A 23,588-nucleotide genomic window follows, 5' to 3' on the forward strand; every position below is an offset into this window, starting at 1 on the left:
TTTCCGTCGAGGGGTCAGGCGATCGCGGCTTTGCAGGCGGTGACGAACTGCTCCGCCGCCTGGGCCGGGGTGGCGCGGCCGTACTGGGCGTTCTCGGCGGCCTTGGTCAGCTCCGACTTGACCTTGCTGTGTCCCTTGATCGGGACCTGCGGGGACGGCCCGAACTTCTGCGCCAGCTCGGACTCGACCTGGATGGACTGCTTCATGGCCGGGTCGGTGGCGGTCTCACTGACCTTGGCCCGCAGGTCCATGTTGGAGGGCAGGCCGCGGTCGGTGCCGAGCAGCGCGACCGCCTCCGGGTCGTTGTTCAGGAAGTTGATCACGTCGACCGCGACGTCGCGGTGCTTGCTGCCCTTGAACACCGACCAGTACATGGAGGCGCGGGCCCACTGGGCGCTCGGGTCACCCGGGTACGCGACCACGCCCAGCTCGTCCTTGGTGTTCTTCTTCAGATCCGGCATCTGGTTGGCCCAGACCCAGGAGGTGGCCGCCTTGCCGGTGACCACGAGCTGCTTGGTGATGTCGGTGGCGTTGCCCTGGTGGATGACGTCCGCGGTCGGGGTGGCGCCGGAGTCCCGGGCGCCCTTCCACAGCTCGAACCACTTCGTCACGTCCTCGACCGTGAAGCCGAGTTCCTTGCCCTTGTACAGGTCCTTGCCCTGCTGGCGCAGCCAGACCCAGAGCGCCTTGTAGTCGGCGCTGGGGTCCTGGGTGCCGGGCACCTTCGTCTTCTTCGCCACCTGCTCGGCCCAGGCGATGTGCTCCTCCCAGCTCATCCCGGTGGTCGGCTCCGGCAGCCCGTTCTTCGTCAGCAGCGTCTTGTTGTAGACCAGGCCCTGGGTGTTCTCCCCGGCGGCCACCCCGGCGAGCTTCCCGTCGACCACGCCGTACTCCAGCAGGCTCTTCGGGAACTTCGACACGTCGAGCTTGCCGGAGTCGCGGTAGCTGCCCAGGTCGAGCGTGGTGCTGCGGGCGGCGTACTCGGCCAGGTAGTTGTCGTCGATCTGGAACAGGTCGGGCGGGTTGCCGCCGGCGGTCAGCGTGGCGAGCTTGTCGAAGTAGCCCTGGTTGGCCTGCCAGGTCTTCTCGAACGTCACGTCGGGGTGCTTCTTCGTGTAGAGGGCCAGGGCGTCCTCGGTGAGCTTGGCCCGGGCCTCGCCGCCCCACCAGAAGACGGAGAGCTTGACCGGGCCGCCGTCGCCGGCGGCGTCGTCGTCGCCGCAGCCGGCCGCGCCCAGCGCGAGCGGCGCGGCCAACGCGACGACGGCCAGGCCGCGGACGAATCGACGTCGGGACAGGGGGGTACGGTGATCCCGCCCGGCGGGTGCGCCGGCGGTGGGGGGCGTTGCGGGGTGCATCTGCGCTCACTCCTCGGCTGTGGGAGGCGACGACGTCACCGGCGGCCGTCCACGGGTCGCCCGGGTCCGCACCGCTATGCGGGCCCGGGCCACCTGCTCAGGCCCCGGTGCCGTCCCGACCGGGAACGGGCCCGGTCGAGTCGCGGACGACCAGTACGGTCTGGAGCATTACCTGTGCGGTGGTGCGACGGTCGCCGGCCGACGCGCCCCGGCCCCGCACGCCACGCGGCGCGTCGGAGTCGAGTTGCAGCAGCATGTCGACGGCCGTCCGGCCGGCGGCCGCGGTCGGCGTGGCCACCGTCGTCAACTTGGGGCGGGTGAGCCGGCTCAGCGCGATGTCGTCGACGCCGACCACGCTGACGTCCTGCGGCACCCGCAGCCCCAGCGCGTCCAGCCCTTCGATCAGGCCGATCGCCATCAGGTCGTTGTAGGCGAGCACGGCGGTGACGCCGCTGCGGCGTACCTGGTCGGCGAGCGCGCCGCCGCCGGTCTCGGTGGGTTGGTTGGGCCCGAGCAGGGTCAGCTCGGCGCCGCCGCCCCGGGCGGCCGCCGAGGCGGCCCGGCGCATCTCCCGGGCGGTCCAGGAGCCGCGCGGGCCGCCGAGCAACGCGATCCGCCGGTGACCGAGGCCGAGCAGGTGCTCGATCGCGGAACGGGCGCCCTGCCCGACGTCCATCATCACGCAGGGCAGGCCGGCGACCTGGCGGTTTATCACCACCACCGGGACCTCGCGGCTGACCTGCTCGATCAGGCTGTTGCTCATCCGGGGGCTGCACAGCAGCACGCCGTCGACCTGTTTGGCGAGCGCGTGGACCAGGTCCTCCTCGGCGGCCACGTCCTCGTTGGTGTCGGCCACGAACACGTGGTAGTCGCGGTGCCGGGCCTGTCCCTCCGCGGCCTTGATCAGCGGCGGGAAGAACGGGTTGGCGATGTCGGCCACGATCAGGCCGATGTTGTGGGTCCGGCCGGTGATCAGGGCCCGGGCGGCCCGGTTGGGCCGGTAGCCGAGGTCCTCCGCACAGGCCAGCACCCGGACCCGGGTCTCCGGGTTGACCAGGTGCGGGGCCGAGAACGTGCGGGAGACGGTGGAGATGTGCACGCCGGAGGCCCGGGCGACGTCCCGGATGGTGGCTGGCACGGCGGGCTCCCTCGTCCGATGTGGTGGGGGTCACGGGGTGTCGCCAATTAATGCAAACGGTTGCGCCGGTGTCAACGGTCCATTGTTACGTCTCGATTGCGGTACCGCTCCCGGTGGGCGCACAAAAACGTACTAATATGGATTCATAGGGCGGGATGTTCATCGACCGTTGACGACGTCTCGGCCGACGTGGTTTCTTCGGCTGCAAACCTTTGCAGAACCGCGGGAGGCCGACGTCATGTCACCACCGGCCCGGAAACGGGTCCGCCACGCCCTGGTCGGCGCCGGGGCGCGCGCCGAGATGTTCGTCCGCGCGCTCGCGCTCGACCACGCCGACACCGCCGAGCTGGTCGCCCTGGCCGACGTCAACCAGGCCCGGATGGACGCGCACAACCGCTGGCTCGCCGACCTCGGCCACCCGCCGGTGCCCACCTACGCCGCCGCCGACTTCGCCACCATGCTGGCGCAGGAGCGGGTCGACGTGGTGCTGGTGACAAGCGTCGACGTCACCCACGACGAGTACGTGACCGCCGCGCTGCGGGCCGGCTGCGACGTGGTCACCGAGAAGCCGATGACCGTCGACGCGCCCCGCTGCCGGCGCGTCCTGGACGCGGTCGCGGAGACCGGCCGGCAGGTCACCGTCGCGTTCAACTACCGCTACAACCCGCTGCACGAGCAGCTCCGCCGGCTGCTCGCCGACGGCGCGGTGGGCGAGATCGGCTCGGTGCACTTCGAGTGGCTGCTGGACGTGCGGCACGGCGCCGACTACTTCCGCCGCTGGCACCGGGACAAGGCCACCTCCGGCGGCCTGCTCGTACACAAGGCCAGCCACCACTTCGACCTGGTCAACTGGTGGCTGGACGCCCGACCGGTCGAGGTGTACGCGGCCGGCCGGCTGTTCTTCTACGGCGAGACCGGCCGCCGGCACGGCTACGCCCGCGACTACGACCGGGCGCACGGCGCCCCCGCCGCCGCCGACGACCCGTTCGCGCTGCGACTGGCCGAGCACCCCCGGCTGCGCGAGCTGTACCTCGACGCCGAGGCCGAGGACGGCTACCACCGGGACCGCAACGTGTTCGCCCCCGGCGTGACCATCGAGGACGACCTCGCGGTGCTGGCCCGCTACTCCACCGGCGCGACCATGACCTACCACCTCACCGCGTACGCGCCCTGGGAGGGCTACCGGGTGATGGTGAACGGCAGCCGGGGCCGCCTCGAACTGGAGGTCACCGAGAGCGACCACGTCAGCCCCGGCGGCGCGTCCGCGCTCAAGGGCGCCGCGCTGCACGGCGACGAGGCCGCGGTGGAACGCGGCGCGGCCCGGCTCACGCTGCGCCCGTTCTGGGCGCCGCCGGTGGAGATCGCAGTGGAGGGCTGGACCCGGCGCGGGCACGGCGGCGCGGACGCCCGGATGACCCGGGTGCTGCTCGGCGGCGAACCCGACCCGCTCGGCCGCGCCGCCACCGCGTACGACGGCGCGCTCGCGCTGCTCACCGGCCTGGCCGCCAACCGCTCGCTGGAGACCGGCGCGCCTGTCCGGGTCGCCGACCTGCTCACCCTGCCCTGACCGAGGAGACCGCTTCCGTGCCGATCATCTCCCCCAGCGATCTGCTGCTGCCCGCCGAGCCCGGCCAACGCGCGCTGGCCCGCGAGCTGTACGCCCTGGCGGCCACGCAGCCGATCATCTCCCCGCACGGGCACGTCGACCCGGCGCTGCTGGCCGAGGACCGCCCGTTTCCCGACCCGGCCCGGCTGCTGATCGTGCCCGACCACTACCTGACCCGGATGCTGCTCAGCCAGGGCGTGCCGCCGGCCGACCTGGGCGTGCCGAGCGTCGACGGCAGCCCGGTCGAGACGGACGGGCGGACCATCTGGCGGCGCTTCGCCGCGCACTGGCACCTGTTCCGGGGCACGCCGTCGCGGCTGTGGCTGGAGCAGACGTTCCGGAACGTGTTCGACGTGCACACGCCGCTCTCCCCGGCCACGGCCGACACGGTCTACGACGCGCTCGCCGCCCGCCTCGCCGAGCCGGCGTTCCGGCCCCGGGAGCTGTTCACCCGCTTCGGCATCGAGGTGCTCGCCACCACCGAGTCGCCCCTGGACGACCTGGGCCGGCACGCCAAGCTCGCCGCCGACGGCTGGGGCGGGCCGGGCGGGCGGGTGGTCACCACGTTCCGCCCGGACGACGTGGTGGACATGGAGTTCGACGGCTGGGCAGCCAACGTGGACCGGCTCGCCGACGTGTCCGGCGAGGACACCGGCACGTACGCCGGCTACCTGGCCGCGCTGCGGCAGCGCCGGGCGGCGTTCGTCGCGGCCGGCGCGACCTCCACCGACCACGGGCACCCCACCGCCCGTACCCTCGATCTCGACCCGGCGCAGGCGGCGGCGCTGTACGACAAGGGCCGGCGCGGCCTCGCCGACCCGGGCGACGCGGAGGCGTTCCGGGCGCACATGCTGCTGGAGTTCGCCCGGATGTCACTCGACGACGGCCTGGTGATGCAACTGCACCCGGGCGCGGTGCGCAACCACAACCGCTGGCTGCACGCCCGGCACGGCCGCGACGTCGGCGGCGACGTGCCGCAGGCCACCGACTACGTGCACGGCCTGGCCCCGCTGCTGGACGCGCACGGCAACGACCCGCGGCTGACCGTGGTGCTGTACACGCTCGACGAGGACACCTTCACCCGGGAACTGGCGCCGCTCGCGGGCGGCTACGCGGCGCTGCGGCTCGGCGCGCCGTGGTGGTTCCTCGACTCGCCGGAGGTGCTGCGCCGGTTCCGGGAGGCGGTCACCGAGACCGCCGGCTTCTACAACACCGCCGGGTTCGTCGACGACACCCGCGCGTTCTGCTCCATCCCGGTCCGCCACGACGTGGCCCGCCGGGTCGACGCCGGTTTCCTGGCCCGCCTGGTCGCCGAGCACCGCCTCGACGCCGACGAGGCCGCCGAGACCATCGTCGACCTGGCGTACCGGCTGCCCAAGCAGGTCTTCAAGTTCTCCGGAGGGCGCTCATGACCAGGATCGTCGACGTCGAGGTGCACGACGTGCGCTTCCCCACCGCCGCCAGCGGCGACGGCTCCGACGCGATCAACCGGGGCGACTACTCGGCCACCTACGTGGAGCTGACCACCGACGGCGGGCCGACCGGCACCGGGTTCACGTTCACCAACGGCCGGGGCAACGAGATCACCTGCGCGGCGGTCCGCGCGCTCGCCCACCACGTACGGGGGCGCACGGTCGCCGAGATCGCCGCCGAGCCGGTGGCGTTCTGGCGGTCGCTCACCGCCGACGTGCAACTGCGCTGGCTCGGGCCGGAGAAGGGAGTGATCCACATGGCCACCGGCGCGCTTGTCAACGCGGTCTGGGACCTGCGCGCGAAGCTGGCCGGCAAGCCGATGTGGCGGTACCTCGCCGAGCTGCCCACCGACGAGCTGGTGGCGACCGTCGACTTCCACCACATCACCGACGCGCTCACCCCGGACGAGGCGGCGGCCATCCTGGACAAGGGACGCGACGGGCTCGGCGAGCGGCTGGCCGGGCTGGAACGCGACGGCTTCCCCTCGTACACCACGTCGGTGGGCTGGCTCGGCTACCCGGACGAGCAGGTGCGCGCGCTGACCCGCGACGCGTACGCGGCGGGGTGGCGGGCGATGAAGATGAAGGTCGGCGGGCGGCTCGACGACGACCTGCGCCGGGGAAGGATCATCCGGGCCGAGATCGGCCCGGACGCGTTGCTGATGATGGACGCCAACCAGGTCTGGGACGTGGACGAGGCGATCGCCGCGATGAGCGTGCTGGTCGAGGTCGACCCGTACTGGATCGAGGAGCCCACCCACGCCGACGACGTGCTCGGGCACGCCCGGATCGCCCGCGCGGTGACCGAGCTGTCCGGCGGCCGGTGCCGGGTCGCCACCGGCGAGGTCGCGGCCAACCGGGTCATCTTCAAGCAGTTGCTCCAGGCCGAGGCGATCGGCGTGATGCAGGTCGACGCGTGCCGGGTCGGCGGCGTCGACGAGGTGCTCGCCGAGCTGCTGCTGGCCGCGAAGTTCGGGGTGCCGGTCTGCCCGCACGCCGGCGGCGTCGGGCTGTGTGAGTACGTCCAGCACCTCGCGGTCTTCGACCACCTGCGGGTGAGCACCGGCCTGGACGGCCGGATGGTCGAGTACGTGGACCACCTGCACGAGCACTTCGTCGACCCGGTCCGCACCCGCGGCGGGCGCTACCTGCTGCCCACCGCGCCCGGCTACAGCGCCACCATGCGGCCGGAATCGATCGCGGAGTTCCGCTTCCCGGAGGGACCGGCATGGCGCTGACCGTCGACACCGACCGGCTCGGCCTGGCCACGCTGCGCCGGCTGCCCGAGGAGAGCCGGCCGCTGGTGCGCCCCGGCACCGTGCCGGCCGGCATCGTCCACCTCGGGCTCGGCGCGTTCCACCGCGCCCACCAGGCCGTGCACACCGAGGCGGCGGTCGGCGCCGCCGGCGGCGACTGGGGCATCGTCGGCGTCGCGCCGCGCAGCACCGACGTGGTCGAGGCCCTCGCTGCGCAGGACGCGCTGTTCAGCGTCACCACGCTCGCCCCCGACGGCGCGTCGACCCGGGTCATCGGCGCGCTGGCCGGGGTGCGGCACGCCGCCGCCGACCCGGACGCGGTGGTGCGCCTGCTCGCCGACCCGGCGATCCGGGTGGTCACGCTGACCGTCACCGAGAAGGCGTACCAGCTCGATCCGGTGACCGGCGCGCTGGCCGCCGACGCGGAACTGACCGCCGACCTGACCACCGACCGGCCGCCGCGCACCGTACCCGGGCTGCTGGTCCGCGGGCTGCTCGCCCGGGCCGCCGCCGACGCCGGGCCGCTGGCGCTGGTGAGCTGCGACAACCTGCCGGCCAACGGGCGCCGGCTGCGCAGCCTGGTCGACCAGTGCCTGGCGCTGGCCCGGGTGCCCGACGCGACGCTGGCCCGGGTGACGGCGCAGGTCACCTGCCCCGGCACCATGGTCGACCGGATCGTGCCGGCCAGCACCGACGAGACCCGGGAGACCGCGCGGCGCGCGCTCGGCGTGACCGACCTGGCGGCGGTCGCGGCCGAACCGTGGTCGCAGTGGGTGATCGAGGACGACTTCCCGGGCGGCCGACCCGCCTGGGAGCGGGCCGGCGCGGTCCTCACCGACGACGCCGGCCCGTGGGAACGGCTGAAGCTGCGCGCGCTCAACGGCGTGCACTCCGCCACCGCGTACCTCGGCGCCCTCGCCGGCGCGGAGACGGTGCTCGACGCGCTGGCGCTGCCGCACCTGGACGCGGTGCTGCGCCGGCTGGTCGCCGAGGAGATCGCGCCGAGCTTCACCCCGCCGCCCGGCGTCTCCGTGCCGGACTACGGGGAGCAGGTGCTCGCCCGCTTCGCCAACCCGGCGATCCGCTACCGCACCGCGCAGGTCGCCTCGGACGGCTCGCAGAAGCTGCCGCAGCGGGTGCTGCACACGGCCGTCGACCTGCGGGCGGCCGGCCGGTCCGCGCGGTGGAGCGCGCTGGTGGTGGCCGCCTGGCTGCGGTTCCTGCACGGACACGCCGACGACGGCCGGCCGCTGCCGCTGGACGACCCGCTCGCCGACCGGCTGCGCGCGGCGCTGGCCGACGGCCGGCACACCCCGGCCGGCGTGGTCGACGCGGTGTTCGCGGTCCGCGAGGTCTTCCCCGCCGAGCTGGCCGCCGACGAGGAGTTCCGGACGACCGTGACCGGCTGGCTGACCGCACTGGACCGGCACGGCGTCCGGGCCACCCTGGCCGGCACCCGGTGACCGTTGGTGCGCCGCCGCGGGTGGCGCTGGTCGGCGCGAACGGGCACGGCCGCTGGCACCGGCGGGTGATCGCCGCGCTGCACGGCGCCGGCCGGCTGCGGCTGGTCGCGCTTGTCGACGTGCGGCCCCCGGAGGAGGAACCGGACGCGCCGACGCCGCCCGGAACCGGGATCTTCACCGACCACCGGGCGATGCTGGCCGCGGCCCGGCCGGACGTGGTGGTGGTGTGCACGCCGCCGCACACCCACCTGCCGATCGCGCGCGACGTGCTCGCCGCCGGCGCGGACCTGCTGCTGGAGAAGCCGCCCGTGCTCGACCTGGCCGAGCACCGGGCGCTTGTCGGCGCCGCCACCGCCGCCGGGCGGGCGGTGCAGGTCAACTTCCAGGCGCTCGGCTCGACGGCGCTGGCCGAGCTGACCGCCGCGCTGGCCGCGGGGCGGCTCGGCCCGGTCACCGGCATCGCCACCGTCGCGGCCTGGCAGCGTCCCGACGCCTACTACGCCCGTTCCCCGTGGGCCGGCCGGCGCTCGATGGACGGCCGGCCGGCGCTGGACGGCGCGCTGGCCAACCCGCTCGCGCACGCGCTCATGCAGTGCCTGGCGGTGGCCGGGGCGGTGGCCGGCGAGCCGGTGCGACCGGCCCGGATCGAGGTGGAGCGCTACCGGGTCCGCCCGATCGAGGTGGACGACACCACGGTGCTGCGGCTGACCCCGGACGTCGGGCCGCCGGTGCTGGCCGCGCTCACGCTGGCCGCCGAGGAGCACGTCGCCGGGGACGTGCTGGTCACCGGCGAACGGGGACGGGCGGTGCTGGAGTACCCGACCGACCGGCTGTGCCTGCCCGGTGACGCCCGCCCGCGCGCCGTGCCCGGCCGGGTCGGGCTGCTGGCGAACCTGCTGGACCACCGCGCCGCCGGCGTGCCGCTGATCGCGCCGCTGGCGCGTACCGGGCCGTTCACCGAGGTGCTGGACGCGTTGCGGGACGCGCCCGAGCCGACGCTGCTCGACGGTGACCTGGTGCGCACCGTGGGCGACGGACCGGAGCGGGTCCGGGTGCTCCGGGGCGTCAACGCGGTGCTGCGGGACGCGGCGGAGACCGGCGTGCTGCCGTCCGAGGCGGGCGTGCCGTGGGCGGTCCGGCCGTACCTGGTGGACCTCGGCGTCGACATCCCCGACAGACAGGACGGAACACATCATGCGTAGACGAACGGTCACCGCCGCGATCCTCGCCGCCGCGCTCGCGGCCACCACCGCCGCCCCGGCGTCAGCCGCGCCGACCGGGCAGCGGTCGTCCCGCGCGGCTGAGCCGATCGCCCGTCAGGAGCCGGCGACGAAGCTGCTCGGCCGCCAGGCGCTGCCGGCGAACGACGGCTGGGCCGCCGAGGGCGTCGGCACCACCGGCGGCGGGGCCGCCACCGTCGACCGGGTACGCGTGGTGCGGACCCGCGCCGAGCTGGTCGCCGCGCTCGGCGGCGACAACGCCACGAACGCGGCCGACGCCACCCCCAAGATCGTGTACGTGGCCGGCCCGATCGACGGCTTCGAGGGGCCCGACGGCACGCCGCTGGACTGCGCCGACCTGGCCGACCCGGAGTACTCGCTGCCGGCCTACCTGGCCGCGTACGATCCGGCGGTCTGGGGCCGGGTGGACCCGAGCGGCCCGCTGGAGGCGGCCCGGGTCCGGTCGGTGGCCGCCCAGACCCGGCAGACGCAGATCAACGTCGGTTCCAACACCACGATCGTCGGGCTGCGTGGCGCCCGGCTCACCGGGCTGACCCTGATGATCGACCGGGTCGCCAACGTGATCGTGCGCAACCTGGAACTGGCCGATGCCCGGGACTGCTTCCCGGCCTGGTCCCCCACCGACGGCGACGCCGGCAACTGGAACTCGCAGTACGACCAGATCTCGGTGCGGCGCAGCGAGCACGTCTGGGTGGACCACAACACGTTCACCGACGGCGACAACCCGGACCGCGCGCAGCCGAGCTACTTCGGCCGGCCCTACCAGGTGCACGACGGCTCGCTCGACGTCACGCACACCGCCAGCCTGGTCACCGCGTCCTGGAACCGGTTCGTCGGGCGGGACAAGCTGATGCTGATCGGCTCCTCCAACACGGTCGGCCCGGATGTCGACCGGCTGAAGGTCAGCGTGCACCACAACCTGTTCGACGGGGACCTCCAGCGGCTGCCCCGGGTGCGGTTCGGCCAGGTGGACGTGCACGAGAACCACTACCGGCTCGGCGGCCCCGGCTTCGAGTACGCGCTCGGCGTCGGCGTCCGGTCCGCCATCGTCGCGGAGCACAACTTCTTCACGCTCGCCGACGACGTCGACCCGGCGGACCTCATCCGCGACTGGGGCGGCACCGCGCTCACCGAGCGCGGAAGCTGGGTGCGGCAGGGCGACGGCCGGGCCCGGCCGGTGGACCTGCTGGCCGCGTACAACGCCGCGCACGACCCGGACCTCGGCGGCGACGCCGGCTGGACGCCCACGCTGCGCGCCGCGCCGCCGCTGCCGACGCCGCTGGTGCCGCTGGTCGTCGGCGCCTGGGCGGGAGCCGGCCGGCTCCCGCTCTGACCGCTGACCCACCCGCGCTCCGGGCCGGCGTCCGCACCCGACGGACGCCGGCCCGGCGGCGTCCCGTCGGGGTGTCGGCTGACACGCCGGCCCCGATGCGCGATGATCACCTTTGACGGGACCCGCCGTCGGTGGCATGAATCGGCGGTCACCGGGGACAAGAGGGTGAGAACCGGGCGGTGACAGCGCGAGTGGATGCCCAGGCCCGGAGACGGGCACGGGACGGAGGCCGGACGTGACGGGTGGGACATCCGGCCGGGTCCTCACCATCGACCTGCCCGCCGACCCCGGCCGGCTCGCGCCCACCCGGGAGCGGCTGCGCGGCTGGCTGCACGCGCACGGCATCGGCGAGTGGGACGTCGAGACGGTGCTGATCGCCACCGGGGAGGCCTGCGCCAACGCGATCGAGCACGGCTACCGCTTCGCCCCCGACGGGATCACCACGCTCCGGGTCGAACTGCGCGACGACCGGCTGGAGATCGAGGTACGCGACCACGGCGCCTGGCGGCCGGCCGACGGCGGCGACGAGAGCGACCGCGGCCGGGGGCGGCTGATCATGGCGCGGGTGATGGACGAGGCGACCATCGTCGGCACGCCGGAGGGCACCTGCGTACGCCTGGTCAAGCGGCTCACCCCGGCCGGCTGACGCCAGCCGGGGTGCCTGTCGCCTGTCCCCGGCGAGCGAAGATCAGCTATAAGGGACGTATGGAGTTCCCCGCGCACCTCGCCACCATGCCGATGCACGCGATCACCGAGATCCATGGTGAACCCGGCCTGCTGGCCCGTTTCCGGCTGGAGGTCGCCGCGTTCGACGACGCCGCCCGCGACCGGTTGACCGAGGCGCTGGACCTCGCCGCCGAGCTGCACCGCGACGACCGGCGGGTCCGGGAGCCGTACCTGAACCACCTGCTGCGGGTGGCGATCCGGCTGATGCACCACTACCAGGTGCGGGACGTGGACGTGGTCGTGGCGGGGCTGCTGCACGACGCGGTGGAGGACCATCCGGTCGAGCTGGCCGGACCAACGGTCGACGGGGACGGGGACGTGACGACGGCGGCGCTGGCCACGCTCGCCGCGCGGTTCGGCCCGCGGGTGGCGCGGCTGGTCGCGGCGGTCACCAACCCGGAGTACGACCCGGGTCGGGACCGGGACGCGCAGTACCGGGAGCACGTGGCGAGCAGTCTGGACCGGGAGCCCTGGGCGCGGGTGATCAAGGTGTCCGACTTCACCGACAACGGCGTCGGCGTGATCCACGCGGTGGGCCCGAAGGTGGCCCGCGCGGCCACCAAGTACCGCCCGCTGGTGCCGGTCTTCCGCGAGCTGGTCGCCCGCCCCGACACGCCCCTGTCGGCACCGGTCAAGCAGCACATCTTCGCCCAGCTCGACCTCGCCGAGGAGCGCTTCAGCGCCATCCTCGACCTTCCGAACTGACCCACCCCACCCCCACCCTTTCCACCCCAGGCGGCCGCTTTCCGTGCAACTGCGGCCAGGGGTGGGGCACGGAGGGGCGGCGGGTGTTCAGGCGGGGTCGGGGGCGCCCAGGGCGGCGGCAACTCTGGCGCGCAGCGCGGGCAGCCGCTCCGGGTGCTCGCGCAGCACCACCCGCAGGGTGGCGTGTCCGCCGGCGGCTGCCGCGCCGAGCACGTCGAGCAGCGTGCCGAGCTGGGCGGGCGGCTCGTCGGCGAGCAGGTTCGCCGCGTCGCGCACGACGAGGGTGAGCGGCCCTTCCAAGATCCGGTCGTTGAGGACGTCGGCGAGCGCGTCCCAGTTGCGGCCGTACCAGTCGGGCAGCGGCAGCGCCCCGGCCAGCGTCTCGTGCAGGGCCGCCCGGGTGCGGGTGGCCGGGCCGGGGACCGGCACGCCGGCCGGCTCGGGCGCCGAGTCGGCGTCGAGCGTGAGCCAGGCCGGCGGCTGGGGGGACGCTGCGCCCATGGGATCTGTCCTTTCCGACCGTCGGCGCCGGCCGGGGAGGCCGGCGCCGACAGAACTCAGAGCCGGTAGAAGTTGGCGTAGTGGTCGGGTGAGAACCAGGTCGCCCCGGTGCTCTTGTTCACCACGATCCGGTACGCGTCGCGGGCGGCGTTGCAGGCGCGCGGGTAGACGTCGTACTCGTAGTAGGTGGCGTTGGTGGGCAGTTGGCCCTCGCGGTTGTAGAACTGGCCGCCGGCGAAGTTGCACTGTCCGCCGCTCCACGAGTACCAGCCCCGGCTGGTCGGGAAGCTCTTCGCCGACCAGCCGGAGCGGGCCGTCCGGGCGTCCGCGCAGCGCGACAGCGTGCAGGAGCTGTAGACGGCCGCCTCGGCGGGCTCGGCGAGTCGGGTGGAGACCGTGGCGGGGGCCACCAGCGCGGCGGCGGCCACGGCGGTGACCAGGGCGGACGCGGCCAGGGCGCGGCGTACGCGGGTGACGACGGCGCGGAACGGGGTCAAGGGATCCTCCTTGAGCGAGCCGACAGAACATCGACCGACATCGTTGGCCGGTCGGCGCTCAGTCTGCCCAGGATCCTGCCCGGCGTACAGCCCTCACCCGGCGACCGTGCCCCGAATCCCGGGTGAACAGGCGGTGGCGGGTGCGGACGGACCGAGCCGCCCGCACCCGCCGTGTGCTCAGCGCGCGAACGCCTGGAACTCGGCGATCCGCACGTTCTGCGCCTGCGGGCTGGCCGTCGCGCAGTCGGTCGCCGCCCGGGGGTCGGCGTCCTGCTCACCGGCGTAGTCCGGCGCGCCGGTGCACTGGTTGGTCAGCACCTCGACGCGCAGGTGGGTGGCCCGGGTGCGGGGGATGTCGAACGAGCGCAGGATCAGCTCCGGCGCCCGGGGGCGCGGCGCCACCGCCGGGAACGCGTCCGGCCGGCTCGTGAACACCGGCCGGAAGTCGGCCGCGTCGGCACAGCTCACCGTGCCGCCGGCGGTGCACGCCAGGACCCGGAACTGCCGCACCGCGGAGTACCGGCTCTGGGTGCCGGCGTCCGGGTCCCCGGTCACCGGCGGGCGCAGCATCGCGCTGACCTGCACCCGGCGTACCTGCTGGGGGCCGCCGGCCAGGTCGACGGTGACCTGCCGCCCGGCCACCGGCGCGCCGAGCGAGGCCCAGTTGGTGGCCTCGTCGTCGTCCGCGACCGACGCCAGGTTGATGCCGTCGCCGGCGACCGTCGCGCCCGCCGTCGTCGACGCCAGGTTGGGCCGCAGCACCACCGGCAGCGTCCGGCTCTGGCCGGCCCGCACCGTCACCGGGCCGATCCGGGTGTGCCCGTACCCGGGCGCCCGGACCACGAACTCGTACGTGCCGGGCACCAGGTCCACCCGGTCGGTGAGCGGGGTGGCCGCGTCGGTGTCCGCGACCGGCACCGCCCGCGCCTGGTAGCGCCCGACGAACAGCTGCGCGCCGGCCACCGGCCCGCGGTCACCGAGCGGCAGCAGCCGCAGCGAGCCCTCCTCCGCGTACGGGGAGGTGAAGCCCGGCGTCGGATCGGGGTCGGCGTTGCCGACGCTGGCCGCGGTCTCGCCGAGGCCCCGCGCGGCGAACGCGTTCCAGAGCAGGTCCTGGTTGGCCCCGCCGAAGCGGATCCGGTCGGCGGCGAGCATCGCGTCCCGGGCGTCGACCATGCTGACCTGGCTGACCGCCATCAGCAGGAACGAGTCGACGACGAGCTGGATCCAGCGCCGGTTGCCCGGGCAGGCCGTCACGTCGCGGGCCCCGGTCGCGCACGCCTTCTGCACGGCCGGCGTGCCGGCGCCCCAGCGGCGCATCATGGCCGCCCGGATGTCGGTGTTGGTGGCGCTCCACACCTCGCCGGACGCGTGCACCTGGAGGCCTGTCACGTCGTAGTCGACCGACGAGTAGTTGAGCGGACTGTCGCTCATGTTGTAGTTGCGGATGCCCGCGTTCGGGTCCTGGGTGGTGTACTCGCCGATGGTGAAGCCACGCCGGCCGGGCGCGGCGTACCCGTGCTCGAACAGGTACTCCATGGCGAGCTGGTCGGACCAGCTCTCGCTCATGCCCTGCGGCGAGCTGACGCCCGCGCTCGGGCCGGCGATCATGCGGTTGGTGACCGCGTGGCCGTACTCGTGGGCGATCACCGACATGTCGAAGTCGCCGTCCACGCAGGGCGCGTAGAACGAGCCGGCGACCGGCTGCCACAGGTACATGTTGGTGGTCGGCGCGACGCCGTCCGGCGGGGTGATCTGGTTGGCGTTGTTGCGGGCCGGGAACGTCGGCGGGCCGCCGCTGACGCCGCCGGCCTGCGCGTTGCCCTGCTCGGCGTCGCCGCCGAGACCGCCCCGGCCGAGGTTGTCCTGTTGCAGGTTCCAGGTCTCCTCGGTGAAGCCCAGGTGGTAGGTCCAGTCGTGCATCCGGTTGTGCATCCCGAACAGGTTCGCGCGGGCCGCGTCGATGTCGTTGGCCTGCGGCGAGGTGAACACCTCCGGGTCGCAGCGCCGCTCCTGCCACTGGTTGGTCCACGGGTACGCGTAGCCGCGGTCCGGTCGCGGCGTGGCGGTCTCGGTGCCGACGCTGAACGGGTCGTTGCTGAACCAGTTCTGCACCGCGACCGCGTTGTTGCCCTTCGTGGTGGTGGTGGACACCCCGGTGGCCGGGTCCACGTCCCACGCCGGGTGCCCCGGCACGCCGACCACCTCGCGGCAGCCGGCCGCCGGCACGGCGCACCAGCGCACCCGGGTGTCGGCCGAGGACCTGTCGACGCGCGGCGAGTTCGGGAACACGTCCCAGGACGGATTGTCCTCCGCGTGGTCGATCAGGTCCTCGCGGACCAGCACGCCGCCGTCGCGGGCGTCCACGTAGGTGGAGTAGGCGGCCGGGTCCGCGCCGGTGGTGTCCGCGCCCAGCACCACCTCCCAGGCCGCGCGCGGCCCGCGGTCCGCGGTGGGCACCGCGACCAGCGAGGTACGCAGGACCTGCGCGTCGGCGCGGCCGGCGTCGGCGACGGCGACCTTGCGGGCCTGCGCGGCGTCGACCGTGGCCGGCGCCGGCGTGCCGGCGTCGCGGGCCAGTGACGAGCTGACGTGCCAGACCGCCCCGTCGCGTACGCCGATCGCCAGCATGCCGTCGACGGCGGCCGGCAGGTCCCCGAAGCGCTGCCGGAACAGCACTGTCGCGCCCGGCCCCATCGGCGCCACGGTCAGCTGTTCCAGCGCGGCGGCGCCCTCGGCGGTCAGCCCGAGCACGTCGGAGTTCGCCGTCACGTAGGCGCGCGCGGCGGCGGCCGGGTCGGCGGGCAGCCCGGTGGCGAGCGGCTTCCCGGTCGAGGTGAGCGTGGCCGGCGTACCGAAGTCGGTCCAGCGGACCCGCGCGCCCAGCGCGGCGACCCGGTCCCGCTGCCGCGCGCTGGCGGCGACGCGGCCCTTGCGGTTGTCCTTGGCCCGGGTGTCGTGCCGGTCCCCCGGCAGGTGGTCGGGTACGGCCCCGGTGCGGGCCTGATCCCGGGGTGCGGCCTGACCGCCGGCTCCGGCGGTCAGGACCATGCCGGCTGCCATGAGCAGCGCGGTGGTCCCCGTCAACGCACGGGATGGTGTGCGCACGGTCCCTCCTGTCATCGTCGAACGGCGATGTCCGTGCCGCCATCCGACCAGGATGATCGACCGGCCGACACCCGCCGAACATCCATTAATGACAGTGCGTCGATGCCTCGGGACGCCCGTCAGTGCGGCTGCTGGCCGATCAGGGCGCAGACCGCCAGGTACACCTCCCGACGGCGGATCTGGTCCTTCCGCTCGACCACGAACACGAGGTCGCCCCGGCGGGTGCGCAACAGGACACCCGGGAGCATGTTGGACGCCCCCAGGAGGCGGCTCACCGGATGCCGGACGTTGCGGTCGGCGACGGCTCCCGCGAGACCCGTCATGTGGAACTCGTCCTCGCGCGCCGACAGGATGTCGCCGGCGGCGAGCCGGTCGGTCACCAGCCGTCCGCCGGCCACCAGGCTGCGCGTCACGACGAGGTGGTCGGCGAAGACCCGCATCACCGCGTGGATCCGGCTGGCGTCGGCACGGGCGCCGAGGCCGGCGGTGAACCCCTCGAACGTCACGAGCGGCGCGGCGTCCCCACCCGTGGGGGCGGTGCGCAGTCTCCGCTTGCCGCGACGGGCCGCCATGACGCCGAGCAGGAGCGGAGCACCCCCGATCAGCAGACACAGCAGGAAGCCGAGCGCGGGACTGTTCCGGCTCATGGGTGTTTCCCTTCCCTCGACGGCGGAGCGGACCTTGATCCGACCACGAGGGACGGTCGGCGGGATCGGTTGCCGGGCCGCAATCAGCGGCGCGGTCGCGGGCCACCGCGCCTGATCGGCCGAATCGACCGGCCTCGACGGCGACTCGGGCCGCCCGATCAGGCGGCCCTCACTTGGAACCGGTCCCGGTCCGGACGCCCGCGACCATCAGGCAGTCGGACGGGGTCGGTCGTTCGGGTCCGCCGTCCGGCCGGGGGTTCCATCCCGCGGGCTCCGGGGCGCCAGCGCCGCCGGTCCCGACCGGCCAGTCCCCGGGAGCAGATGTCTCACCTGCTCCACCGAACCGCCTCGCACCCCCAGGCTCTCCCGGGCGGCGCGGTAGAACCGGTCACGTCCCACGTCGGCCCGATGGACCATTCCGGGCACGTCCGTCGGCGGCCGGGGCAGGTCCCGGGCCGCCGACTCGATGTCCCGGACCGCGTGCCGCCACTCGGCGGCGGCCCGGACCGTCGCCTCGTCACCGAGCAGCAGCACCGACTCCCACGCCAACGTGTGCCGGACGTCCGCCTCGGCCAGTCGCGCCACTCCCTCGGTGTGGTCGAGCGCCGGCCGCCGCGCACCGGGACGGTGCTCGCCGAGCATCTGGGTCGCCACGGCGTGGATCTCCTTGACCGCCTTCGTCAGCTCCACGTACGCGTCGAGACGCCGCTCGTCCCACCGGACGGTCTGGCTCCGGCGCCACCGGGTCCGCTCGTTCAGGCCCGTGGCGAACATCGTGCCCACCGTCCCGATCAGGACGCCGAGCAGAGCCGGTAGTTGCGTCCCGAGGTTTCCCAGCACGCTCATCGATCCCCCGCCCGCCAATCCCGTCCGGCTGACCACGCTATCGCCGGTTCCCCGGGGTGCGATCACCGGGACGCGAAGCCGATCGGACGGCGGCGTACGCCTCCGGGTCGAGGCGTTGAACGGGAACGCGTAGCGCAATTCCGAAGAACGTACCGGCAACGACCGTCCCTTATCGTGCCCGCATGATGATCCCGACCGAACCGATCGGCAGCATCCCCCGCTCGCCCGAGCTGCTGGCCGCCGTCGCCGACCACGCGGCCGGCCGGATCGGCGCCGACGAACTCGGGACGCGGTACGACGAGGCGGTGCGGGACACGATCACGCGGCTGGTGGCGCTCGGGTCGCCGGTGGTGACCGACGGCGAGCAGCGCAAGCCCAGCTTCGCGACGTACCCGCTCGCCGGGCTGACCAACATGGCGCCCGACGGCGTCGTGATCCCGTTCGCGGACGGCCACACCCGGCAGCTGCCGAGGCTGACCGAGGGGCCGTTCCGGTACGCGGTGCGGTCGGTGGAGTACCTGCGAGGCGCGCAGCGGTACGCGACGGTGCCGGTCAAGCAGGCCGTCATCGCGCCGTCCGCGCTGAGCCTGCTGTACCCGGCGGGCGGCATCGCCGGGTACGACCGGGAGGCGTTCCTCGACGACCTCGTCAACGAGGCCGAGGCGGACATCCGTGAGGCGCTCGACGCCGGCGCGGACTCGGTTCAGCTCGACTTCACCGAGGGCCGGCTGGCGGTGAAGCTCGATCCGTCCAAGGGGTTACTGGAGTCGTTCGTGGCGCTCAACAACCGGGTGCTGGACCGGTTCACCGACGCGCAGCGGGCGCGGATCGGGGTACACACCTGCCCGGGTGGTGACCGCGACTCGACGCACAGCCTCGACGTGGACTATGCCGAACTCCTGCCGAGCCTGTTCGCGCTCAATGCGGGCCGGTTCTCCGTGCAGCTCGCGAGCGAGCCGGACCCGAAGCGGGTACTGGCGGCGATCGCGGCGCACGCCCGGCCCGGACAACGAGTTTTCGTCGGCGTCACGGACCCGATCGATCCGCATGTCGAGACTCCCGCGCAGGTGCGCGACCGGGTGCTCCTGGCCGCCGAGCACCTCGGGCCCCAGCGGCTGGGCACATGCGACGACTGCGGGTTCGCGCCGTTCGGCGATGACGTGTCGACGTCTCGGGAGACGGCATTCGCGAAGGTACGGGCCCGGATCGAGGGTACGGCCCTGGCCGCCGAAAGGCTCTGACCGTCCGCGACGATCCGCACCGAAACGTCCGCGAAGAGGCCCGGATTCCCGGTCAGTCCTGCGTGCAGGCGAACAGGGTCCAGGCGTCGACCTCGGTCGGGTTGAGTGGCCGGGCCCCCGGAAGGTAGGCGGACAGGTCCCGGAAGTCAGCGGTCGCGTTGTGGACGCACACCGCGAGCGCGCCGTCGAGCAGGTCGCGTACGGCCTGCGACTCGGGCGCGGTCACGTCCTCCAGCAGCGGACTCCACACGTCGAGCGTGAACACCACGTGGCAGGCGCTCTGGTCGGCCTTCACCACGCAGTAGTAGCGCCCGGTGTCGGCCAGCCGGTTGCGGATGTTCGCCCAGGTCATCGCGCCGGAGATGTCGGCGACGTCCGCGCCGGGCGCGCACGCCATCTGGAAGAACCAGCGGGTCGGGTCGCCCTGGACCACCGCGCCGTAGACCAGGACCAGCCCACCGTGGTGGTACACCACGAAACCCTGCACGTCGGGGGTGAGGGTGAGGAAGTCCGGGGTCCACACCCGGTCGTACTGCCGCTCCGCGAGCGACCTGAGGAATTCGATGGTCCGGCCGGCGGCCCGGCGAGCTTCCACGCCCATGCGTTCAGTCCCTCCCGCGCCCGGCCCGGCGGACGTCGGCTTGTCGGCACGCAACCACGCCATGACGGTCGTGACCGGCACGGCTCCGGCGATCAGCATTCGCCCCCCACGGGAACGACCGCGGCCATCGGTGGCGCCCCACCACCCGAGGGGTTCGCGGAAGCCTCACGCTACGAAGCGCGACGTAGCGGAATCAAGACATCACCCTGAGATCAGGGTCCGGTCTGGACGGTCGGTCCCGTTGACGGGACCGACCGCACTGAGCACGTTAACAGACCCGGCGGCAAGTCCCGTCGATCGGACTACCCGACACGTCGTCCGATCGGCCGAACGCGAGCGACGGGCCGCCCGCGCGGCTGCCCACCCCGGCCGTACCCGGTTGTTAGGTTGACTCCGGGACACCCCTCACCCGACCGACCCGCCGCCCCACGACGGCCGGGCGGCCGGCTGCCGTCCGGCGGAGAGGGGTGCGATGACGGCGATGCCACCGGATCCCGGCCCGACCGGCCGGCGACCGGGCCCCGGCGCACCTGTCGACGGCCGGCGGCGACGCTGGGCCGGACGGGCCCGGGCGCTCGGTGACGCGGCGCGCCGGCGCGCCCGGCGGTTCTGGGCCGGCGCGCAGCCCACGCTGCGAGGCCTGTGGTGGACCGAGGAGCCGGCGACGCCGGTGACCACCGTCGACCGGCGACAACCGGAGCAGTTGGTGGTGCCGGCCCAGGGCCAGGTCTACGTGTTCGGCGTCCGGGCCACCTACACCTGGTCGTCGGAGACCGCCCGGCCGGAACTGTTCGGCTGGTACGTCGACTATTTTCAGCCGCAGGCGACGCAGCGGCTGCACCGGCTGGCGGTCCGCTGCGCGGCGGAGGTGCCGCCGCACCGTCCGCGCGACCTGCTCGCCGCGCTGACCGCGGCGCTCGCCGAGCACGATCCACCACCCTGGGCGTACGCGCGGGGCGACGTGACATTCACCTGCGAGCCCGACGTGACGGTGCACCTGGACGAACGGGTCCGCCGGCTGCTCCAGCCGTACTGGGAGCAGCGCATCGCGCTGGAGTGCGAACGCGACCTGGCCCGCCGACGCGCCGAGTACGCCGAGGAACGCCACCGGCGCGACCCGCCGTCCACCCCGTCCGGGCCGCACCCGGACGCGAGCCGCCCACCCAGGGATCCGGCGGACCGGACGGACCCGACGCGGCCGACCAGACACGCGAGTCGTCCCGCGACTCGGGGCGGACCACGCCCAGGCACTCCGGTGGAGGCGTTCACCCCGCTGGAGCCGCTGCTGCCTCCACCAACCCCACGCCCAACTCCCCACCAGCGGCCCTATCCGTCCTCACCGAACGACCCGAACCCGCCCACCCCCTGAACCACCACCCACCACTCCCGCGCCCGCGCCCGCGCCCGCGCCCGCGCCCGCCGATCTTGGACTTGTGGTGCCATGGAATGTTCTTTTTTTATGGGAATTCGGAGGTGCCACAACTCCAAGATCGACGCGCCGGGCACGCGCGGGGCGCGCGGGGTACGGCGGGGGGCGGGGCGGGGGTCAGCCGACCAGGGTGGCGTAGCGGCCCTGGTGGTCGAGCAGGGTGGTGTGGGTGCCGGACTCGACGATGCGGCCGTGGTCGAGCACGGCGATCCGGTCGGCGTCGCGCACGGTGGAGAGGCGGTGCGCGATGGTCACCACGGTCCGGCCCCGGGCCAGCTCGTCCAGGGCCCGCTGCACGGCGCGTTCGGTCTCGGTGTCCAGCGCGCTGGTCGCCTCGTCGAGCACCAGGATCCGCGGGTCGCGCAGCAGCGTCCGGGCGATGGCCAGGCGCTGCTGTTCGCCGCCGGAGAAGCGGTGGCCACGGGAGCCGACCATGGTGTCGTACCCGTCGGGCAGCGCGGCGATCAGGTCGTGGATCCGGGCGGCGCGGGCGGCGGCCTCGATCTCGGCGTCGGTGGCGTCCGGCCGGGCGCACCGGAGGTTGTCGCGCACCGTGGCGTGCAGCAGGTACGTCTCCTGGCTGACCACGCCGACGACGGCGGCCAGGTCGGCCAGGCGCAGGTCGCGCAGGTCGACGCCGTCGATGGTGATCCGGCCGGCGTCCGGGTCGTGCAGGCGGCTGATCAGGGCCGCGAGCGTGCTCTTGCCGGAGCCGGTCTCACCGACCAGGGCCAGGCTGGTGCCGGCCGGCACGTCCAGGGTGACGCCGGCCAGCGCGGCGGTGTCGCTGCCCGGATAGCTGAACGTGACGTCCTCGACGCGCAGGTGGCCGCGGACCGTGGCCGGGTCCAGCGGCGTCGGGCGGGCCGGCTCGGCGACCTCGACCGGCAGGTCGAGGTACTCGAAGATGCGGGCGAACAACGCGAGCGAGGCGGTCAGCGTGACGCCGACGTTGAGCAGGCCCATCAGCGGGCGGAACAGGTTGCCCTGCAACGCGGTGAACGCGACCAGCGTGCCGATGGTGAGCGTGCCGGCGGTGCCGGGCAGGCCGGCGCCGAGGTAGATCACGGCGGGGATGGCGGCGAAGACCACGGTCATGGCGGCCATCCGCCAGCGGCCGGCCAGTTCGGAGCGCAGCTCCAGGTCGACCAGGCGGGCCGAGGAGGCGGTGAACCGGTCGACAAGCGCCGCGCCGGTGCCGAGCGTCTTGGCCAGCCGGACGCCGCTGACCGACAGCCCCTCCTCGATGGTGACGGTGAGGTCGGCCAGCTCGCGCTGGCGCCGGGCGGTGATCTCCCGGCGCAGCCGGGCGACGCGGCGGGTGAGCCACAGCGCGGGCGGCAGCACGATCACCGAGACGAGCGTGAGTCGCCAGCTCAGCGCCACCATGGCGACGGTGGTGGCGACGACCGTGGTGAGGTTGGCGGCGATGGAGGTGGCGGTGGAGGTGACCACCGACTGCATGCCGCCGATGTCGTTGGTGATGCGTGACTGCACCTCGCCGGTGCGGGTGCGCACGAAGAAGCCGATCGACTGCCGTTGGAGGTGGGCGAAGACGTCGGTGCGCAGCCGGTGCATGACCTCCTGGCCGACGCGGGTGGAGATCCAGGTCTGGACGACGCCGAGCACGGCGGTGACGGCGGCCACCGCGATCATGGCCGCGACCAGCCAGGCCAGCAGCGTCAGGTCGCGGTCGGGCAGGGCCCGGTCGATCACGGTACGCAGCAGGAACGGCGAGGCCATCGCGATGATCGACGACGCCACGATGATCGCCACCACGGCGGCGAGCGGGCCGCGGTGGGCGGTGAAGAGGCCACCGATGCGGCGAAGCGACACGTCGCGGGCCTGGGCCTTCTCGGTGGGGGACACGGTTCGGCCGGCTCCGCGGCCGTCGGGGATGCGATCCAAGGGGGTCTCCTTCGTCGGGGGCAATACTGAGGTTACCTCATCATGAGGGAACAACAGGATCGGCTGCTACCGTATTCCGGGTGAGCGGCAGCGACGAGGAGAGCCCGGCCGAGACGTTCTGGGCGGTGGCCCGACGGCTGCGCCACCAGACGAAGCGCGCGCTGGAGCCGTGGGAGGTCAGCCCGGGGCAGGCGCGGGCACTCGGCGTCCTGCTGCGGCACGGCGCGTTACGCCCCGGCGCGCTCGCCGAGCACCTGCACATCGCGCCCCGCTCGGCCACCGAGGTGGTCGACGGCCTCCAGGAGCGCGGCCTGGTCGAGCGGCGGCCCGACCCGGGCGACCGGCGGGCCACGCTCGTCGCGCCCACCGCCGAGGGCGAACGGGTCGGCGCCGCCATCCGGGCGGCCCGGGCCACCGAGGCGGAACGCTTCTTCGGCGCGCTCGACCCGGGCGACCGGGCGGAGCTGACCCGGATCCTGCGCCGGCTGCGCGACGAGTAGCACCACCCGGCC

20 protein-coding genes are annotated in these 23,588 nt (G+C 74.0%); 11 read left to right on the plus strand and 9 right to left on the minus strand.

The features are described from left to right. Positions 1-14 precede the first annotated feature (14 nt). Entirely contained in the window at positions 15-1,358 is a 1,344-nt protein-coding gene (locus AB0B02_RS06150) for an extracellular solute-binding protein (protein ID WP_281941824.1), read from the minus strand. A gap of 97 nt (positions 1,359-1,455) precedes the next feature. Continuing rightward, positions 1,456-2,496: a LacI family DNA-binding transcriptional regulator gene (locus AB0B02_RS06155; protein WP_281941826.1), complete on the minus strand. Its 1,041-nt coding sequence runs from the start codon at positions 2,494-2,496 to the stop codon at positions 1,456-1,458. 238 nt (positions 2,497-2,734) lie between these two features. Here AB0B02_RS06155 and AB0B02_RS06160 point away from each other — a divergent pair, with 238 nt between their 5' ends. The 8 genes from AB0B02_RS06160 (at position 2,735) to AB0B02_RS06195 (ending at position 12,298) form a co-directional block, all read left to right on the plus strand. Continuing rightward, complete coding sequence (locus AB0B02_RS06160) at positions 2,735-4,063, plus strand: Gfo/Idh/MocA family oxidoreductase (RefSeq protein ID WP_357297245.1); 1,329 nt, start codon at positions 2,735-2,737, stop codon at positions 4,061-4,063. Between the two features lie 17 nt (positions 4,064-4,080). Then, positions 4,081-5,514 (plus strand): glucuronate isomerase, encoded by a 1,434-nt coding sequence (gene uxaC / locus AB0B02_RS06165; protein WP_281941830.1) that lies wholly within the window; start codon positions 4,081-4,083, stop codon positions 5,512-5,514. Continuing rightward, a complete protein-coding gene (locus tag AB0B02_RS06170; protein WP_357297249.1) occupies positions 5,511-6,812 on the plus strand; it encodes an enolase C-terminal domain-like protein in 1,302 nt (433 codons plus the stop codon). Before uxaC ends, AB0B02_RS06170 begins: the two co-directional genes overlap by 4 nt. Next, a complete protein-coding gene (locus AB0B02_RS06175) occupies positions 6,803-8,293 on the plus strand; it encodes a mannitol dehydrogenase family protein (RefSeq protein ID WP_357297252.1) in 1,491 nt (496 codons plus the stop codon). The genes AB0B02_RS06170 and AB0B02_RS06175 overlap by 10 nt, the downstream gene beginning before the upstream one ends. Further along, complete coding sequence (locus AB0B02_RS06180; protein WP_357297256.1) at positions 8,290-9,495, plus strand: Gfo/Idh/MocA family oxidoreductase; 1,206 nt, start codon at positions 8,290-8,292, stop codon at positions 9,493-9,495. Before AB0B02_RS06175 ends, AB0B02_RS06180 begins: the two co-directional genes overlap by 4 nt. Next, on the plus strand, positions 9,488-10,867 hold the full coding sequence (locus tag AB0B02_RS06185) for a polysaccharide lyase family 1 protein (RefSeq protein ID WP_357297261.1): 1,380 nt from the start codon (positions 9,488-9,490) through the stop codon (positions 10,865-10,867). Before AB0B02_RS06180 ends, AB0B02_RS06185 begins: the two co-directional genes overlap by 8 nt. Before the next feature lie 235 nt (positions 10,868-11,102). Beyond that, positions 11,103-11,513: an ATP-binding protein gene (locus AB0B02_RS06190; protein WP_281941837.1), complete on the plus strand. Its 411-nt coding sequence runs from the start codon at positions 11,103-11,105 to the stop codon at positions 11,511-11,513. Between the two features lie 59 nt (positions 11,514-11,572). After that, positions 11,573-12,298: an HD domain-containing protein gene (locus AB0B02_RS06195; protein WP_357297268.1), complete on the plus strand. Its 726-nt coding sequence runs from the start codon at positions 11,573-11,575 to the stop codon at positions 12,296-12,298. An 87-nt stretch (positions 12,299-12,385) separates the two neighbouring features. Here AB0B02_RS06195 and AB0B02_RS06200 read toward each other — a convergent pair whose 3' ends face one another. The 5 genes from AB0B02_RS06200 to AB0B02_RS06220 all read right to left on the minus strand — a co-directional run bounded on the left by AB0B02_RS06200 (position 12,386) and on the right by AB0B02_RS06220 (position 17,897). Continuing rightward, on the minus strand, positions 12,386-12,799 hold the full coding sequence (locus AB0B02_RS06200) for a barstar family protein (protein WP_281941842.1): 414 nt from the start codon (positions 12,797-12,799) through the stop codon (positions 12,386-12,388). Positions 12,800-12,855: 56 nt separating this feature from the next. After that, positions 12,856-13,296: a ribonuclease domain-containing protein gene (locus AB0B02_RS06205; protein WP_281941844.1), complete on the minus strand. Its 441-nt coding sequence runs from the start codon at positions 13,294-13,296 to the stop codon at positions 12,856-12,858. A gap of 177 nt (positions 13,297-13,473) precedes the next feature. Then, positions 13,474-16,383 carry a M36 family metallopeptidase gene (locus tag AB0B02_RS06210; protein WP_357297274.1) on the minus strand — a complete coding sequence of 970 codons (2,910 nt, stop codon included), beginning with the start codon at positions 16,381-16,383 and terminating at the stop codon, positions 13,474-13,476. A 140-nt stretch (positions 16,384-16,523) separates the two neighbouring features. Further along, a complete protein-coding gene (locus tag AB0B02_RS06215) occupies positions 16,524-17,051 on the minus strand; it encodes a hypothetical protein (RefSeq protein ID WP_357297276.1) in 528 nt (175 codons plus the stop codon). A gap of 207 nt (positions 17,052-17,258) precedes the next feature. Further along, positions 17,259-17,897 carry a hypothetical protein gene (locus AB0B02_RS06220; RefSeq protein ID WP_281941849.1) on the minus strand — a complete coding sequence of 213 codons (639 nt, stop codon included), beginning with the start codon at positions 17,895-17,897 and terminating at the stop codon, positions 17,259-17,261. Between the two features lie 182 nt (positions 17,898-18,079). Between AB0B02_RS06220 and AB0B02_RS06225 the strand changes: the two genes are divergently transcribed. Beyond that, positions 18,080-19,138 carry a cobalamin-independent methionine synthase II family protein gene (locus AB0B02_RS06225; protein ID WP_357297281.1) on the plus strand — a complete coding sequence of 353 codons (1,059 nt, stop codon included), beginning with the start codon at positions 18,080-18,082 and terminating at the stop codon, positions 19,136-19,138. A gap of 52 nt (positions 19,139-19,190) precedes the next feature. Here the strand turns inward: AB0B02_RS06225 and AB0B02_RS06230 are convergent, their stop codons facing one another. Next, complete coding sequence (locus AB0B02_RS06230) at positions 19,191-19,739, minus strand: hypothetical protein (protein ID WP_281941899.1); 549 nt, start codon at positions 19,737-19,739, stop codon at positions 19,191-19,193. 472 nt (positions 19,740-20,211) lie between these two features. On the opposite strand from AB0B02_RS06230, the gene AB0B02_RS06235 reads away from it, so the two are divergent. Next, positions 20,212-21,108, plus strand: a complete 897-nt coding sequence (locus AB0B02_RS06235) for a hypothetical protein (RefSeq protein ID WP_357297286.1) — start codon at positions 20,212-20,214, stop codon at positions 21,106-21,108. A 177-nt stretch (positions 21,109-21,285) separates the two neighbouring features. Here the strand turns inward: AB0B02_RS06235 and AB0B02_RS06240 are convergent, their stop codons facing one another. Further along, positions 21,286-23,037 carry an ABC transporter ATP-binding protein gene (locus tag AB0B02_RS06240; protein WP_357297290.1) on the minus strand — a complete coding sequence of 584 codons (1,752 nt, stop codon included), beginning with the start codon at positions 23,035-23,037 and terminating at the stop codon, positions 21,286-21,288. 119 nt (positions 23,038-23,156) lie between these two features. Here AB0B02_RS06240 and AB0B02_RS06245 point away from each other — a divergent pair, with 119 nt between their 5' ends. Further along, positions 23,157-23,576, plus strand: coding sequence for a MarR family transcriptional regulator (locus AB0B02_RS06245; RefSeq protein ID WP_281941906.1), 420 nt, complete (start codon positions 23,157-23,159; stop codon positions 23,574-23,576). Positions 23,577-23,588: the final 12 nt, after the last annotated feature.

Origin of the sequence: Micromonospora sp. NPDC049240 (assembly GCF_040647835.1) — a bacterium.
GTDB lineage: Bacteria > Actinomycetota > Actinomycetes > Mycobacteriales > Micromonosporaceae > Micromonospora.